The organism is uncultured Cytophaga sp., from assembly GCF_937863595.1.
Classification (GTDB): domain Bacteria; phylum Bacteroidota; class Bacteroidia; order Cytophagales; family Cytophagaceae; genus Cytophaga.
The window spans coordinates 1-16,103 of sequence record NZ_CALMGQ010000053.1 but is presented as its reverse complement, the minus strand read 5'-3'; the positions used below and the strand labels follow the sequence as shown (position 1 = coordinate 16,103).

The 16,103-nt window shown below is 33.1% G+C and carries 15 protein-coding genes and 1 pseudogene; 8 read left to right on the top strand and 8 right to left on the bottom strand.

The window, feature by feature from the left end; translation table 11 throughout:
- The 3 genes and pseudogenes from Q0543_RS04030 to Q0543_RS04020 form a co-directional block, all read right to left on the bottom strand.
- A pseudogene (locus tag Q0543_RS04030) lies at nucleotides 1-938 on the bottom strand (hypothetical protein); the annotation flags it as partial.
- An 84-nt stretch (nucleotides 939-1,022) separates the two neighbouring features.
- Nucleotides 1,023-2,894 (bottom strand): toxin-antitoxin system YwqK family antitoxin, encoded by a 1,872-nt coding sequence (locus tag Q0543_RS04025; protein ID WP_299249475.1) that lies wholly within the window; start codon nucleotides 2,892-2,894, stop codon nucleotides 1,023-1,025.
- The gene (locus Q0543_RS04020) at nucleotides 2,895-3,881 is read right to left on the bottom strand and encodes a tryptophan 2,3-dioxygenase family protein (RefSeq protein ID WP_299249472.1); all 987 of its coding nucleotides are present in this window, start codon (nucleotides 3,879-3,881) and stop codon (nucleotides 2,895-2,897) included.
- 220 nt (nucleotides 3,882-4,101) lie between these two features.
- On the opposite strand from Q0543_RS04020, the gene Q0543_RS04015 reads away from it, so the two are divergent.
- The 3 genes from Q0543_RS04015 to Q0543_RS04005 all read left to right on the top strand — a co-directional run bounded on the left by Q0543_RS04015 (nucleotide 4,102) and on the right by Q0543_RS04005 (nucleotide 7,158).
- Nucleotides 4,102-5,280, top strand: a complete 1,179-nt coding sequence (locus Q0543_RS04015) for an acyl-CoA dehydrogenase family protein (RefSeq protein WP_299249470.1) — start codon at nucleotides 4,102-4,104, stop codon at nucleotides 5,278-5,280.
- A gap of 128 nt (nucleotides 5,281-5,408) precedes the next feature.
- Complete coding sequence (locus tag Q0543_RS04010) at nucleotides 5,409-6,041, top strand: MarC family protein (protein WP_299249467.1); 633 nt, start codon at nucleotides 5,409-5,411, stop codon at nucleotides 6,039-6,041.
- 130 nt (nucleotides 6,042-6,171) lie between these two features.
- Nucleotides 6,172-7,158 carry a molecular chaperone DnaJ gene (locus Q0543_RS04005; RefSeq protein WP_299249464.1) on the top strand — a complete coding sequence of 329 codons (987 nt, stop codon included), beginning with the start codon at nucleotides 6,172-6,174 and terminating at the stop codon, nucleotides 7,156-7,158.
- Nucleotides 7,159-7,218: 60 nt separating this feature from the next.
- On the opposite strand, the gene Q0543_RS04000 is transcribed toward Q0543_RS04005, so the two are convergent.
- From Q0543_RS04000 to Q0543_RS03990, 3 genes are all read right to left on the bottom strand, one after another.
- Entirely contained in the window at nucleotides 7,219-8,271 is a 1,053-nt protein-coding gene (locus Q0543_RS04000; RefSeq protein ID WP_299249462.1) for a M42 family metallopeptidase, read from the bottom strand.
- A 146-nt stretch (nucleotides 8,272-8,417) separates the two neighbouring features.
- Nucleotides 8,418-9,830, bottom strand: a complete 1,413-nt coding sequence (gene pyk / locus Q0543_RS03995; protein ID WP_299249459.1) for a pyruvate kinase — start codon at nucleotides 9,828-9,830, stop codon at nucleotides 8,418-8,420.
- Between the two features lie 8 nt (nucleotides 9,831-9,838).
- A complete protein-coding gene (locus Q0543_RS03990; protein WP_299249457.1) occupies nucleotides 9,839-10,270 on the bottom strand; it encodes an IPExxxVDY family protein in 432 nt (143 codons plus the stop codon).
- Between the two features lie 219 nt (nucleotides 10,271-10,489).
- On the opposite strand from Q0543_RS03990, the gene Q0543_RS03985 reads away from it, so the two are divergent.
- From Q0543_RS03985 to Q0543_RS03970, 4 genes are read left to right on the top strand one after another with little or no spacing between them, the layout of a single operon-like run.
- Nucleotides 10,490-10,726 (top strand): acyl carrier protein, encoded by a 237-nt coding sequence (locus Q0543_RS03985; RefSeq protein ID WP_011584784.1) that lies wholly within the window; start codon nucleotides 10,490-10,492, stop codon nucleotides 10,724-10,726.
- Nucleotides 10,727-10,768: 42 nt separating this feature from the next.
- The gene (fabF, locus tag Q0543_RS03980) at nucleotides 10,769-12,016 is read left to right on the top strand and encodes a beta-ketoacyl-ACP synthase II (protein WP_299249443.1); all 1,248 of its coding nucleotides are present in this window, start codon (nucleotides 10,769-10,771) and stop codon (nucleotides 12,014-12,016) included.
- Between the two features lie 5 nt (nucleotides 12,017-12,021).
- Entirely contained in the window at nucleotides 12,022-12,765 is a 744-nt protein-coding gene (rnc, locus tag Q0543_RS03975; protein WP_299249440.1) for a ribonuclease III, read from the top strand.
- 4 nt (nucleotides 12,766-12,769) lie between these two features.
- Nucleotides 12,770-13,831, top strand: coding sequence for a DUF4421 family protein (locus tag Q0543_RS03970; RefSeq protein WP_299249437.1), 1,062 nt, complete (start codon nucleotides 12,770-12,772; stop codon nucleotides 13,829-13,831).
- Between the two features lie 12 nt (nucleotides 13,832-13,843).
- On the opposite strand, the gene Q0543_RS03965 is transcribed toward Q0543_RS03970, so the two are convergent.
- Both Q0543_RS03965 and Q0543_RS03960 read right to left on the bottom strand, forming a co-directional pair.
- Nucleotides 13,844-14,050 carry a hypothetical protein gene (locus Q0543_RS03965; RefSeq protein ID WP_299249434.1) on the bottom strand — a complete coding sequence of 69 codons (207 nt, stop codon included), beginning with the start codon at nucleotides 14,048-14,050 and terminating at the stop codon, nucleotides 13,844-13,846.
- A 205-nt stretch (nucleotides 14,051-14,255) separates the two neighbouring features.
- Entirely contained in the window at nucleotides 14,256-14,717 is a 462-nt protein-coding gene (locus Q0543_RS03960) for an endonuclease domain-containing protein (protein WP_299249431.1), read from the bottom strand.
- Between the two features lie 396 nt (nucleotides 14,718-15,113).
- Between Q0543_RS03960 and Q0543_RS03955 the strand changes: the two genes are divergently transcribed.
- On the top strand, nucleotides 15,114-16,103 hold a 990-nt coding region (locus Q0543_RS03955), incomplete at its 3' end, for a M48 family metallopeptidase (protein ID WP_299249428.1).

Genomic DNA, 16,103 nt, shown 5'->3' with positions numbered 1-16,103 from the left:
TTCCAATCAAACTCATGATTTAAATTCAAAGAAATAGTTTCTAAATATTTCAGTTTTGAAATTGACGCTGGAAAACTATCCATAGCGATATCATAGATACCAATCCTTTTTAAAGTAGAAATGTCAAATAGTTGAAAAGGAAATTCCTTAAATGCATTCTTTCCTATGTATAACTCTTCCAGTAATAATTGATTGAAACTCCTTGGTAAGTATTTTAATAAATTATCACCTAATGAAATACTTTTCAAATGATCCAATGCACCTATTGATTCTGGCAATGAGACAAGTTGATTATTATACAAGTCAACCCTTTCAAGTTCATTTAAGAAGCATAATGATTGGGGCAATACGTTTAAATCATTATCATGCAAATCTAATATTTTCAAACTCTTTATGGAATCTAAATTGTCGGGCAAGGTAGAAATTGAATTTCTGCTTAAATCAAGAAATGTGAGTACATGTAATTTCTTTATTTCATCAGAAATTTTTATGAGTCTACAATTACTTATTTTAAGGTATTTAAGCGAAACCAATCCTCCAATCTCCTTGGGCATAATCTTCAATACACAATATTCTAATATTAAAGTATCTAAAAGTGGAAGTTGTGATAACGTTTTAAAAAAAATTGGGTAATTAAAATCAGAATCTAGTTGACTGAATTCTATCTTATTGATTTTATTAAATTTCACCAAATCAATTATAGTATCTTTATTTTGAGTATTGTAAAAATTTAGGCTTAATGATCTCACATTATCTGGCTGCTGAAGTGCATCATTTAAATCATAAAAATGTGTTTGCTGCGCAGAACAGAATATTGCTACACAAGAAAAAATAATCGACAAAACTCCTTTCATATAACGTACATACACATTCAGGAAACAAGGTAACTTTTCTAAAAAAATTCTCACCATAAAAAAACTGTAAAACAGATCAAACATCACATTCAAATTGGGAATACTTGAATAGAATTGATGTATTTCTAACCCCAGGCATTAAGCCTTCAACTTTAAGCTTTAAACGGATCACTTCTTCGCAAACTTATACCCTATTGTAAATCCAAAACGAAAAGGTACAGCAATAGAGCTACTAAACACACCCGTAAATGCCGTATTGTATTTTTCATTCTCGCCCGACCAATTATTGGAAACTGAACGGTACCCTATGCCGATGCCTCCATAAATATCGACTGTCCAGCCTCTATGTCTTTGATCGAACATAACCCTATCCCCGATTAAAAATGAATATTCAATACGATTTTGAATTTGATTTAAATGAACAGGCATTAAATTAACCGTTTGAGTAAAGTCTATAAAATTATTCTCATACGAATAATAGCCATAACGCAATTCATGTGCAAAGTATAGCATACCATATTCTTGATCTTTTTTATAAAATTTTTGACGAATATACAATTCAGCGGCTTTATAAAACAGCGTATTGGTAGGCAACTTGAAATGATTGTTAAACATGGGTTTATAAATAACCATACCGCCAATTTCATACCCCAAACGTTCTTGAAAATAATATTCAACACTTACTGGAAAAGAAGAAGCTAACACATAAAATGGATTTGAAGAAACAATCCATGCACGTGCTTCATTTACTCTTGGAGTAAAATATCTAGATTTCTTCTTTGGCGAAACATATTTGGGTTTTTCTGAAGCAGTTAACGTATCCGCTACAACAACTTTAACCTTAGCTGAATCTGCGCTTAAATCAGGAGTTTCGTTTTCATAAAACGTTTTGTAATAACCAGCAATCGTTCCATCTTCATTGTATAAAGTCCACAAGCCAACTTTATTGCCATTCTCCAGTTGACCTTCCATCTTAGCTTTACCATTTGGATAGAAGCCTTTATACAAACCCTTCCCACGAACATATACACAAGTACCTTCTAACTCTCCATTTTCCAAATAATAATTCCAAATACTTTCATGCTGGTCGTTTATAATTTTACCTTCAGTACGTAAAGATCCTCCCTCATAATATTCCCTGTAAATCCCCTCCCCATTCACGTAGTTTGTTTCGCCTTTAAATTGACCCGACTTATAATATATTTTCCACGAGCCATCTTTATTTCCATCATTCATTTGCCCTTCGGCACTTACAATTCCGTTTTCATGATAATATTTCCAGATGCCTACACTTTTGCCATTTTTATATTCTCCTTCACTAGCAATTTGTCCATTAGGATAATAAAATATCCATTTACCAATTTTCCGTCCATCAATTTCTTCCCCGCTTGCTAAGATAGATCCATCCTCGTGATAATAGGTCCAAACCCCAATACTCTTTCCATCCTCAATTGTGCCGGATGCCTTTATTTTACTTGAAGGATAGAGTTCCATATATGAACCTTTGTCATTGACATAGGTAGCCATGGCTTTTAGTAAGCCATCTTCATAATAATAACTCCAACTACCGTTTCGCTTATCATTCAAAAAATCGCCCTCACTTCTGATTTTTCCATTTTCAAAATAATATCTCCAAGTACCTTCTTTCTTACTTGCTATGGAAATACCTTCCATGCTAATATTTCCGTTTTCAAAATAATATTTCCAAACTCCCTCTTTCTCCCCAGCAACCATAGATCCGGCCATCTTTCTATTTCCATTCTCATAGAAAAACTCCCAACTACCATCTGCCTTGTTTTTTTTATACGTACCCGCAGATTTTAGTTGTTTATTTTGATAGTATGATTTATAACTACTATCACGTACTTGAATATTTTTCTTTAAGACATAAAATTCTTCTTGTACATTTTTTTTATTGTAATCATAAAAAGTTTGTACACGCTGATATTGTTGACCAAAACTAAAAAAAGAAAAGCACATACAAGACATCAAAAAAAGGATGCATTTGTATGTGCTTTTACTATATGGATATGTATTCACTTAACCTTGTTTTGCAGCTTGAATTTTTGAAATCACTTCTTTTTCAACCCATTTTTTACCCCAATTTTCTAATTCTTCTTTCGTATATAAAGCAGAGAAAAAGATAACTTTTTGAAAACGTGGAGGCAAATATTCTTTCCAGTTTGTACCACCAGTGGCTTCTAGGAAAGTTTTATTTTTAATTAAATGAACAAGAGCATATTTGTAATGCATTAATGGCCAGTCGATATTGATATGCTGATCTAATGTTTTAAGAGCTTGTTTAACGGTTTCATTTGCTTGATCTTCTAATGAAAGACGTTTATATACAGACCAAACATTTCTTGATTTGTATTCGTATGCTAATTGAACCAGCTTGTTGCTGTATTCTTCTTCGAATTGCCTTAAAGTCAATGTTTTTTGTCCTGTTTTGGTATCCGTTGCACCTTTTTTCCAATACAATTCTTCAAATAACTCTTCAATGGTAGAATAGTCATCGTATTTGTCGCGCATGTCATTATGAACTAGATTTATCAAATCAGTACATGCTATTTCAACCATTCTATATTGAACAGATTGGAAGCCTGAAGCAGGATTCAAGGCAACTCGGAATTTTAAAAACTGGTCTTGATCTAAACCGACTGATATAATTTCAAACGAATTTATTAATTGTCCAAAATACCAATTACAACGCTCTATCCGCTTTAAAAATATGGCAGCTGTAATTGTATCGGTAGTCTTTACTTGATTCAATTCATGCATCACCAACTTAAAATACAGTTCTGTGATTTGATGATACACAATAAAAACCATCTCATCTGGGTATGCTGTACGCGGATTTTGCAGTGTCAACAAACTTTCCAAGCGTATATAGTCCCAATATTTCACATAATTTGAATACAATAAGCCCTCTAAATGAGTAACAACTTGTTGACCATCTTCATTATAATGCGCTGTTAATTCTTCAATTAATTCAGGTATGCTCTTTTCTATGACTTTACCGTGCATCGTTTCTTTTTATTTTTCGTTAGAATACGTATGATATAAGTAAAAAACACTCTTTTAAATATATTAAGATCAAACTATACCTTAGTTTAAGTTTATAAAGATACAATGAAAATGTAATTATTAGAGGTAGTGTAAATATCAAAATTTAATTATTCAAATCAAATGAGTAAGCTCAGCAAATTCGTAATAATTTAATATATTGAATTAGACAATAAAAGCCATGAAAACAAGCACATATTCACAACCAGATTACTATAATATAGACGATCTTTTAACGGATGAGCATAAATTGATTCGTCAATCGGTACAGTCTTTTATGAATAAAGAAGTCAAACCGATTATTGAAGATTATGCACAACGTGCTGCTTTCCCTGAGCATTTAGTTAAACCATTTGGTGCATTAGGTATATATGGACCTACAACACCAGCAGAATACGGTGGTGGCGGACTCGATTACATTTCGTATGGTATCATGATGCAAGAAGTAGAACGCGTGGATTCAGGCATGCGATCCATGGTTTCTGTTCAAGGATCTTTAGTTATGTTTCCTATTTTTAAATATGGAAGTGAAGAACAAAAAAAAACATACTTACCCAAACTTGCCTCTGGAGAACTGTTGGGTTGTTTTGGTTTAACAGAGCCAGATCATGGATCTAATCCAGCAAGCATGACAACATCGTTAAAAGACATGGGCGACTATTATCTTCTAAATGGCGCCAAGATGTGGATTACCAATTCACCCAAAGCAGACATTGCTGTTGTATGGGCAAAAGATGATGAAGGCAGAATTAAAGGTGTAATTGTTGAACGCGGAATGGCAGGTTTCACCACACCAGAAATACATAATAAATGGTCGTTGCGAGCAAGTATAACTGGTGAATTGGTATTTGACAATGTTAAAATCCCTAAGAAAAATCTATTACCCAAAGCAGATGGTTTGAGCGGTCCGCTGAAATGTTTGGACTCTGCACGGTATGGTATAGCATGGGGTGCATTAGGTGCAGCCATGGAATGTTACGATATTGCAAAAAAATATGCAATGGAACGCATTCAATTTGGTAAGCCCATAGCTAGCTTTCAATTAACCCAAAAGAAATTAGCAGAAATGTTAACGGAAATAACCAAAGCACAATTATTGGTTTGGAGATTGGGAATGCTGAAAAATGAAGGCAAAGCGAATGCCGGTCAAATATCTATGGCAAAGCGAAACAATGTTGACATGGCGTTGAAAGTTGCTAGAGAAGCGCGACAAATATTAGGTGGAATGGGCATTACAGGCGAATTCCCAATTATGAGACACATGATGAATTTAGAATCTGTTGTAACATATGAAGGTACGCACGATATTCATTTATTGATTACAGGTCATGACATCACTGGGATAAATGCGTTTAAGTAACTTCGCAATTATGAGTTATGAATTATACATTATGAATGAATACTGTTTGAATTCTATAGTTATAATTTAATCTATTTAAGTTATAACTATTCATAAAAAGTAAACTTTTATAAACATTCATAATTACCATGAACATCGACTGGAGCTTTGTATTAATCGTATTCACGGGTTTATTTGCCATTATCAATCCTATTGGCAATGTACCTATATTTATAAGTTTTGTAGATAATTTTAGTCGTGCACAACAAAAAGTAATTGCATTAAAAGTAGTTTCAGTCGGGTTTATAATCTTAACAGTATTTGTAGTGTTTGGATATACGTTATTTAATGTTTTTGGAATAAGTATTCAAGCATTTAGAATAACCGGTGGCCTGCTGATTTTAAAAGTAGGCTTTGATATGATACAGTCAAAGCCCAAAGATCCTGCTGCATTAGCGTCAATGAATGAATCAACAGATATGGGTTTCGCGATATCTCCATTAGCTACTCCTATTTTAGTTGGGCCAGGCACATTATCTACAGCTGTTAGTTTTGTAGGTGTGAGCAATAAAATCGAAAATAGTATTATTATCATTCTCTGCTCAGCAATCATTTTAACAATTTCTTATTTCGTATTCATATCCTCAACTACATGGGTAGAAAAAATTGGAAAAGAAGCACTGAATGTGGTTACTAAGATCATGGGTTTACTCATTGCATCTATAGGTATTCAAATGATCATTACTTCCATTGAAGAACTCTTAGTTCATTATAAGTTATGAATTTTGAATTGCCAATCATTCCAACTATAGCGATACCGATTATCATTTAAGGCTTACAGCACGAAATTATTTACCATAACGGCCCTATATCGCTCAAAAAAAAACATTAACCATTCATAATTTCAAAAAATTGAGTTCTATACAACATATTCCTGGCGCATCATCTAGCGCAGAGCAACAACAAATTGATGTAAAAATCAATGAGGTAAAACAATTGCAAGAAGAATTAAAATACTTACAAAAAGCTATACCAGAAGCTGTAAGTGCTTATCAAAAAACTGTAGCTCCTATCTCTGAAAAAATTCAATTATTACAGAAAGAGAAACTCATTTCCCTTGATATATATATTCATGAAATAAAATTTACTAAAAGAGAACTAGAAATCATTGATACATACATGAGTGCAGAAATTGCTCAATGGATTTATCAAAATGGAAATGATATTGAATTAGAAGACTTGTTTAGTACCTATGCCCACATGCATTTTGAAGAACATGCTAAAAAAGCAAACACGCCTTTTTCTGACTTCTTTTCAGATGAATCTAATTTTAATGATTCGGAAAATCAAGAACCTAATTCTAAAAAGAAAAGCGCTGCTGAACGAAAGGCAGAGAAAGAAAAAGCGATTCAGCAAGAACATAGAAAGAAATCCATACGGGCGATATACATCGATTTAATAAAAGCATTTCATCCCGATACCGAACAAGACCCTGAAAAGAAATTAGAGAAAGAAGAAATTAGTAAAAAGATTACGGAAGCCTATGGAAAGAATGATCTTTTCACCTTAATTAATCTTGAAACACAATTTTTAGAGCAACAAACAAGTAGATTGCAAAACATGAAGCCAGAAGCGGCCAAAAGTTATATTGCCATGCTCGACAATCAAATTAAGGAATTAAAGGAAAGTCTTCGAGAAATAAAAACTGAACATGATTCTTTATTTATAGATATGTGCAAACCCAAAGCTAAGCCTGAAAAGTTCTTGCGCAAAGTTAAAAAAGAATTACAAGAAGGTGTTCAGATTTTAAGTCAGCAAATCATCATTCTGCAACATGTAGACCCAAGTATTAAATCTGATTTATTGTTTGAAATGGAACGACAGAATGGACGGAAGTAACGAAAAAAAAGGTCTGAATACTTCGTATCCAGACCTAATAAAATTACAACAAATTAAAACTTATCTACTCCAATCAAACCGATCCAAATTCTCAATTGCAGCCTGCAATAATTGCACACTCAATTCTACATCTTGCTTATTAACCATTTCTATAACCTGATGTATATGTCTTGTAGGAATAGATATAGCGCCTGCAATAGATCCATTTTTACCATTGCGTTGCAAAGGTGCAGTATCGGTACCTCCTGCTACAAGAATCTCTGGTTGCCATGTTATATTGCGTTCTTGTGCTTGTTGCTTTAGGTATGCAATCATTCTGTAATCACAGATTGTGGAAGAATCTAATATTTTAATTGCAGTTCCTTTACCTAATTCTGTACATTTTTCATGTGCACGCGCACCTGGCACATCATATGCTATTGTTGTATCTAAAGCAATTGCAAAATCTGGATTAATGCTATGTGCTGCTACACTTGCACCTCTCAAGCCCACTTCTTCTTGCACTGTAAATACGGCATAAAAATCATACGGAACCTCTTGGTGTTGCAACCTTCTTAATGTTTCAATCAAAATAAATACAGATATGCGATTGTCCAATGATTTACAGTTGATGCAATCGCCCATTTCAATTAAAGATCGTTCACGTGTTACTGTATCACCAATACTTATGTATTGTTCCACTTCTTCTTTTTTCATACCAAGATCAATGAAGAAATCTTCAATCTTCGCAGGTTTGTTTTTCTCTTCAGGAGTCATTACGTGAATAGGCTTCGCTCCCATTACACCAATTACATCTTTCTTACCATGAACTATTACACGTTGCGCTGTCAATGTTTTCGGATCAAAGCCACCAAGACATTGAAAGCGCAAAAAACCTTGATCGTCAATATGAGAAACGATGAAACCAATTTCATCCATGTGAGCAGCAACCAATACTTTTTTGCTTTCCGGATTGCGGACACCTTTTTTTAATGCAAATACATTCCCAATATTATCAACCCAAACGTGATCGACTAAATGCTCTACTTCTTTAATTACAAGTGTGCGTACAGCTTGCTCATATCCTGGAACTCCAGGAGTTTCGCAAATATTTTTCAATAAGTTAATATCCATTTTAAATTATGTTATAAGTAATACGTTTTATGTTTTAAGAAAACAAAACACAGATTCACATCCATTAATTTATGTATTCCCAATTATAAAAAAAGCCCAATGAACAATTATTCAAAGGGCTTTTCTATATTTTTTGAATAAATTAACTATTCAACAATTCCTAACTTCAAACTATTTGCAAGCTGGATATCCGCCATGGGCATTGACGCCGTAGTGACATAGATATCTCCTTTCTTCAAAAGTCCTTTATGTACTAGGGTTTTCTTAACAGCTTCGATAGATTCATCTGTAGTTGTGAATTTGTCGAATTTAAATGCTTGTACACCCCACACTAAATTCATTTGATTTGTTAATTGCTCATCGTGTGTTGCAATGTAAATATTCGCTTTAGGTCTATGGCTTGCAATTCTGAATGCAGAATATCCAGACTGAGATAAACCAATAATTGCTTTTGCATTAACTTTATCCGCTAATTCACATGCAGAAGCAATAACGCTATCACTTGTGTTAGTAATATCATCTACTGTTTTCTTGTTGTAGATATCCGCTTCTTTTTCTACCGCTTGACAAATACGAGTCATTGATTTCACTGTAAGCACAGGATAGTTTCCTGAAGCAGTTTCAGCTGACAACATAATAGTATCAGCACCATCAATAATTGCATTCGCAACATCACTTGCTTCAGCACGTGTAGGACGAGCATTTGAAATCATGCTTTCCATCATTTGAGTAGCAACAATTACTGGCTTACCCAATTCATTACACTTGCGAATAATCATTTTTTGGATCATCGGCACATCTTCCATTTGAAGCTCAACACCTAAATCACCACGAGCAACCATTATTGCATCAGATGCTTCAATAATTGCGTCAATATCTTTCACAGCTTCCGGTTTTTCAACCTTTGCAATTACTTTACATGCTTTACCATGTTCTTTAACAATTGCTTTTAATTCATTTAAATCAACTGCGCTACGAACAAAAGACAAAGCAATCCAGTCAACTTCATTCTTAAGACCGAACAATAAATCTTCTTTATCTTTATCTGTTAATGAAGGCTCCGAAACGATTGTGTTAGGTAAATTGATTCCTTTACGAGATTTCAAGATACCACCATAAACAACCACACACGTAACTTCGCCGTTACCCGTTTCCAACACTTTCAATTCGATATTACCATCATCAATTAAAATAGCATCGCCTTTTTTAACATCAGAAGTAAGCATTTTATAAGAAGTACTAATTTTATCTTTAGTACCTAACATTTTTTCTTTTGTAATAATAATCTTTGCACCCTCAACAAGTTCAACACCATTATTTTCAACTTCGTCGGTACGAATTTTAGGACCTTGTAAATCTTGAAGAATTGCAATGTTTACATTTTGTTCTTTTCTAATTTCACGAATTGCGTTGATTACACCTTGGTGTACTTCATGTGTTCCGTGAGAAAAATTCAATCTGAAAATATTCGCACCAGCTTGAACCAACTCCCACAATTTCTCTTTCGTGTTACATGCTGGACCTACAGTAGCAATAATCTTTGTTTTCTTGTTTACCATGTTAATACTTAAATAAATATTAGATTATCCTTCGATTTTAATTCACTTACATCTATTACTTTAATGTATTGAATACTATTGCAATTTTTTAATTGCTCTAACATCCAAAACTCATCAAATATACAACCTTCATCAAGAATATGAATAAAATAATCATAATCCTTTAATTCTGGAATGAGGTAAGGTTTCGCAATATTAGTAAATTCAATTGATTTATTTTTCAAAAGTCTTACTTCACTATATTCAGTTGAATATAGATATGTACTAACCAATATGTTACAATCATTTTGAAATTGTAAATTTATATCATCCGACTTAATCAAGTGCATTTTCAACAATTGATTTATATTCCATGCAAGTTTATACTCCTTTGCAGAAGAAATAATACCAAGCATTTTGAAACTATAATCAAAATCTACTACAAGTTTATTTGCTTTCATCTATAATTAAAGATCAATTTTAGAAAACATTCTATATTAAAGTTGAATTGTTAATAACTAAATTTACGAATTGAAATTATAATAACACGTAAATTTAGAATGAAATCGCCGATTTTAGAATCTATTTATCAACCAATAGAAAAGAATCCTAAAAATAGTTTGCCAAACTAGCATAAAATTCATTTCTTTGCCCCGTGTTTTACTAAAAAATGTAAAAAAATGTCAGAAATCGCACAAAAAGTAAAAAGCATCATCGTTGAGAAATTAGGTGTTGAAGAATCAGAAGTTACTACTGAAGCAAGTTTCACTAATGACCTTGGTGCTGATTCATTAGATACTGTTGAATTAATTATGGAATTCGAAAAAGAATTCAACATTTCTATTCCAGATGAACAAGCTGAAAACATTACAACTGTTGGTCAGGCAATTGCTTACCTAGAGCAACACGTTAAATAATTTCTATCTAAATCATTCATTAAAATCCGGTAAATTCTAATCATGAATTTAAAAAGAGTTGTTGTAACGGGGTTGGGTTCATTAACACCCATTGGAAATACTGTTCCTGAATATTGGGATTCTCTAATTAAGGGGGTTAGTGGCGCTGCACTGATTACAAAATTCAATCCGGAGAAACACAAAACGAAGTTTGCGTGTGAACTTAAAGGCTTTAATGTCGAAAGTTTCATTGAAAAAAAGGAGGCTCGTAAGATGGATCCTTTTACGCAATACGCCGTAGTTGTTGCTGATGAGGCGATTAAGGATGCTAAGATTACAGCAGATCTTGATCATGACCGAATTGGTGTGATTTGGGGAGCCGGCATCGGTGGCCTTAAAACATTTGAAGATGAAGTAAAAGCTTTTGCTGCAGGAGATGGAACGCCTCGTTTCAATCCATTCTTTATCCCAAAAATGATTATAGACATCAGTGCTGGCTATATTTCTATTAGAAATGGTTTCCGTGGTCCCAACTTTTCTACTGTTTCTGCTTGTGCATCTTCTTCAAATGCTATTCTAGATGCCTTTAACTACATTAGACTGAACAAAGCAAACATTATTGTCGCCGGAGGTTCTGAAGCAGCAATTGTTGAATCAGGAATCGGTGGATTTAATGCGTGTAGAGCTTTATCAGAAAGAAACGATGATCCCGCAACGGCTTCTCGTCCGTTTGATAGAGACCGTGATGGTTTTGTAATGGGTGAAGGAGCTGGAGCATTAGTTCTTGAAGAATATGAACACGCAAAAGCACGTGGAGCAAAAATTTATTGTGAAGTTATTGGTGGCGGTATGTCTGCCGATGCATATCATTTAACTGCACCACATCCAGAAGGTTTGGGCGCAAAAAATGTTATGATCAATGCACTTAGTGATTCAGAAATCACAATTGAAGATGTAGATTACATCAATGTGCATGGCACTTCTACTCCATTAGGAGATATTGCTGAAGTAACTGCCATACAAGCTGTATTTGGTGAACAAGCATACAAATTAAATATTAGTTCTACGAAATCTATGACGGGCCACCTATTAGGTGCTGCTGGCGCCATTGAATCGATAGCAACTATTCTTGCTATACAAAACCAAATTGTACCTCCTACAATTAATAATAAGAATAGAGACGAAGCTTTTGATCCTCGCTTGAAGCTAACTTTAAACAAAGCTGAAAAAAGAGAAATTAAAATAGCAATGTGTAATACATTCGGTTTTGGTGGACATAACTGTTCCATCGTATTCCGTAAAATTGATTAAGCACCTTGCCTTTGCTAGAAAAGCAGCTGAGTATTTTTAGAAATCTCTTTAGAAATAAAGAGGATAAAATCCTTGCCCAAAAAATTCGCTACGTTACAGGTATGTGGCCTGGAAACCTGCATCTTTATCAAATGGCTATTGTGCATACATCTGCCGCTGATGAAAATGAATCTGGTGTAAAAGAATCGTACGAAAGATTAGAATATTTAGGTGATTCTATCTTAGGTGCTGTTGTTGCAGAGTATTTATTCAAACGTTTTCCTTTCAAAGACGAAGGCTTCTTAACAGAAATTAGAAGTCGGATGGTAAATCGTGAAGTATTAAATCAAGTAGGAAAAGATTTAGGCCTCTCCGATCTAGTAATTTTCAATGGTAGAAAAGGCAAGCAAGGACATAAGTCATTATATGGCGATGTAGTTGAGGCTTTAGTTGGAGCTATCTATTTAGATAAAGGATTTTTAAATGCTAAAAAATTTGTCATCAAAAAAATTGTAAACAATCAAATTGATGTCGAAGCCATTGTTCAAAATAATAAAAACTTTAAAAGTATTTTATTAGAATGGTGCCAGAAAGAAAATAAAAAACTAGAGTTTGTTATTCTGGAAGAAAGTGGACACCGTCATCAAAAAGTTTTTAAAGCAGAAGTTCGAATTGCGGACGAAGGCAAAGGTGAAGGCATCGGATTTAGCAAGAAGAAAGCAGAGCAATGTGCCGCAGAAATTGCTTGTAAGGAATTAGAGTTAAAATAAAAACATGAAGTCCGTATTATTTTTTATAATATTATTGACTTGTTCAACTATTCATGCTCAAAATAAAATCGAGCAACAAGTAACAAAAAACAGACAAAGAGTAGATACAAATTATGTAAGGAGCTATAAAAAATTTTTTACTGTTGGCTTATTCATTTCTGCCCCTTCTAATACACTTACCATAACTCCCAAAGACTCTACCATAAAAACAAATACGTACAGAACCAATTTAGCTAGTATTATTGGCTTTACGGTGGGCTACAAAAGTATTTATGCAGCAGTGGGTTTTCGTGCACCAATAGAAGCGAGCAGTTATAGTAAATATGGGAAATCGAAATTCAAATCATTTTCAATAGGCACACAAAATACGCGTTTTTTTGTTCGCTTTGATTTTAGAAGAATAAATGGATTTTACAATAGCGATTCTATTGTTTACGTACTTTCAAAAAATAGTAGAGAGTATCTAAAACGTAGTGATGTAAACACGAAACAAATAATGGTTTCAGGCTTATACAATTTCAGCTGGAAAAAATACTCCTATTTATCTTCTTTCACGTTTTCTGAACATCAGTTAAGAACAAGAGTTGGTTTTATGATCAAATCGTCCGTAAGTTGGAATCAATTAAGATCAGACTCTAGTTTAATCAATTTAAAAAATTCTCCAGTAGTAAATAATGGAATCCAAGAATTACATTACACCTCTTTTATAGTTGGGCCTGGTATGGGATTAAATTTGGTCATTGCAAAACGTATATACTTTTCAATGATGCTATTTTTATCTTATGATTTTGTCACTTATAAATTTATTGATAATAATAAAAACACGCTCAATCAGAATAATAGTTTCACAGCTTTCTTTGAGGAACGTGTTGCATTAGGCTACCATACCAAACGATTTTATGCGGGCATAAAGTTTATGGCAGACCAAATACAAGTACAAACATTGGATTATAAAGTAGGAAATTTATACAGTTCCTTTACTTTTGATGTTGGTTATCGTTTTAATGCGCCGGGTATCTTAAAAAAGACGTACAAAAATACCTTTACTCGATTTTTGGGATTGTAATAGTTCAGGGAATTATTTTTCAGACTCATTCTGTTCATCCTTATAATCTGGATCGCTGCAGCAATTACCAAAATGAACAGAATTCATCCATTCTTCATCTGAAATAATTTCTTTTTCCTTCTTTTGAATATCATCAGGATTACACCACGGACAAGGTGAACCATCATCCATATAAAGTCGACCATCACACGAAGGACATATATAACCACAAGTTGCCATGCAAATAAAACTAATTTATGCTTGAATTGGTTTCAGAAATATTAATTTATTTAAGAAACGTTGTATTAAACACCTCATCCATTGCACTTCTCCTCAAAGGGAGGTGATGTGTTGTTAGTAGTTAGTTTCAGTAGTAAATGGTATAAATTAATTACTCCAATTTGTTTATAATTTTACTGACTTTTATTTTAAGTACCAATGAATACTACGAAGCCCTATGCCCTTCTCCTTTTAGGAGAAGGGCATAGGGATGAGGTTCTTTTTTCAAGGGAAAAATTCCACCATTATGAATGAAACCCATAATCCTATCTAATACACTATTAAGACTATTCAATACATCTTCATTTGTAAATCGAATTACTTTTATTTCGTATTCTTTTAGTTGAATAGTGCGATATTCATCGTATAATTTATTATCATACTGTTCATGAATACTTCCGTCCACCTCAATAGCTAATTTTAATTCGTGGCAATAAAAATCCAATATAAAGTTATCTATTGGATGTTGCCTTCTAAATTTGACACCTAACTTTTTATTTCGAATACATTCCCACATCACTGTTTCTGCTGGTATCATACTCTTCCTTAAAGCGCGTGCAAATTCAAATAATTTACCATCTGCAGCAGCATGCATCTTTAGTTCTGATGTATTGGTTTTGTTAGGCATTAGTCACTATATAATAATTCTCATTCTAAATCACCTCATCCCCAGCCCTTCTCCTAAAAGAGAAGCATGTGATCTGCGTAGTTAGCTTCAGTGGTATGTATAATAAATTAGTTACTCCAATTTATTATTAATTTACAAATACTTTATATACTTCTCAATTCCTATTGATTTAAAAATCCACAACCATTAAATACCAATGCATACTACGAAGCTCTTTTCAATTAACCTGAAAAAAAAACGGCGGGAATAAGGGGTTTAATAGTACCCCTTCCAATAAAATCCCACGAGAAAATGAATCATTGGGCAACTATGGATCGTTATTTAGTACAATTACTAACCAATAGTTACCAATCTCCGATATTTGTGTAATTTCACCATTCATTACAAATTATAGACATGGACGCATTAACGATTAAAAATATCATTATCGGAATTTTAATTTTCGATTTTATTGTAGAACGATTATTGGATTATTTGAACATTAAAAACTTGAGTGCTGCACTCCCAGCTAATGTTGCAAATGTCTATGAGAAATCAGAATATCTTAAATCTCAAAAATATCAAAAAGAAAAAGAAAAAACATCTCAATACGAATCATTCTTCCAATTTGGTTTGTTTCTAGTGCTTTTGTTTCAAGGATACTTGGGTGGGCTATATGATTATATAGCATCATATGTTGAAGCATCAAGTGCCTTAAGTAATTATAGTTTTTATGTATCCAATTTATTGTTCTTTGGTGTTTTATTTATAGTTAGTGATATCTTATCCGCTCCTTTTTCGATTTACAATACGTTTGTTATTGAAGAAAAATATGGCTTCAATAAAAGCACGGCTAAATTATTCATCATGGATAAAATAAAAGGATATGTATTAGCGATTATTATTGGTGGTTTAGTTATCAGTTTATTATTATTTTTAATTCAAAGATTAGACACTTCTTTTTGGTGGATATTCTGGATCTTCATAAGTATATTAATCGTTTGTATGAATATGTTCTACACAAGCTTGCTTCTCCCCTTATTTAACAAGCTAACACCTTTAGGAGATGGGGAATTAAAAGATGCTATTCAAACATATTGTCGTAAAGAAAACTTCCCTGTAGATAATATTTACATTATGGATGGATCAAAAAGATCAAACAAGGCAAATGCTTTTTTTTCTGGTTTCGGAAAAAAGAAAAAAATAGTATTGTTTGATACATTGGTTGATCAACATTCAATACCTGAATTGATTGCTATTTTAGCACACGAAGCAGGTCACTTTAAAAAGAAACACATCATACAAATGATGGTTCTTTCCGTATTCCAAATTGGGGTTTATTTGTTCTTATTATCGTTATTGATTAAAAATGAAAACTTATCAATTGCCTTGGGTGCGAGTTCAAAT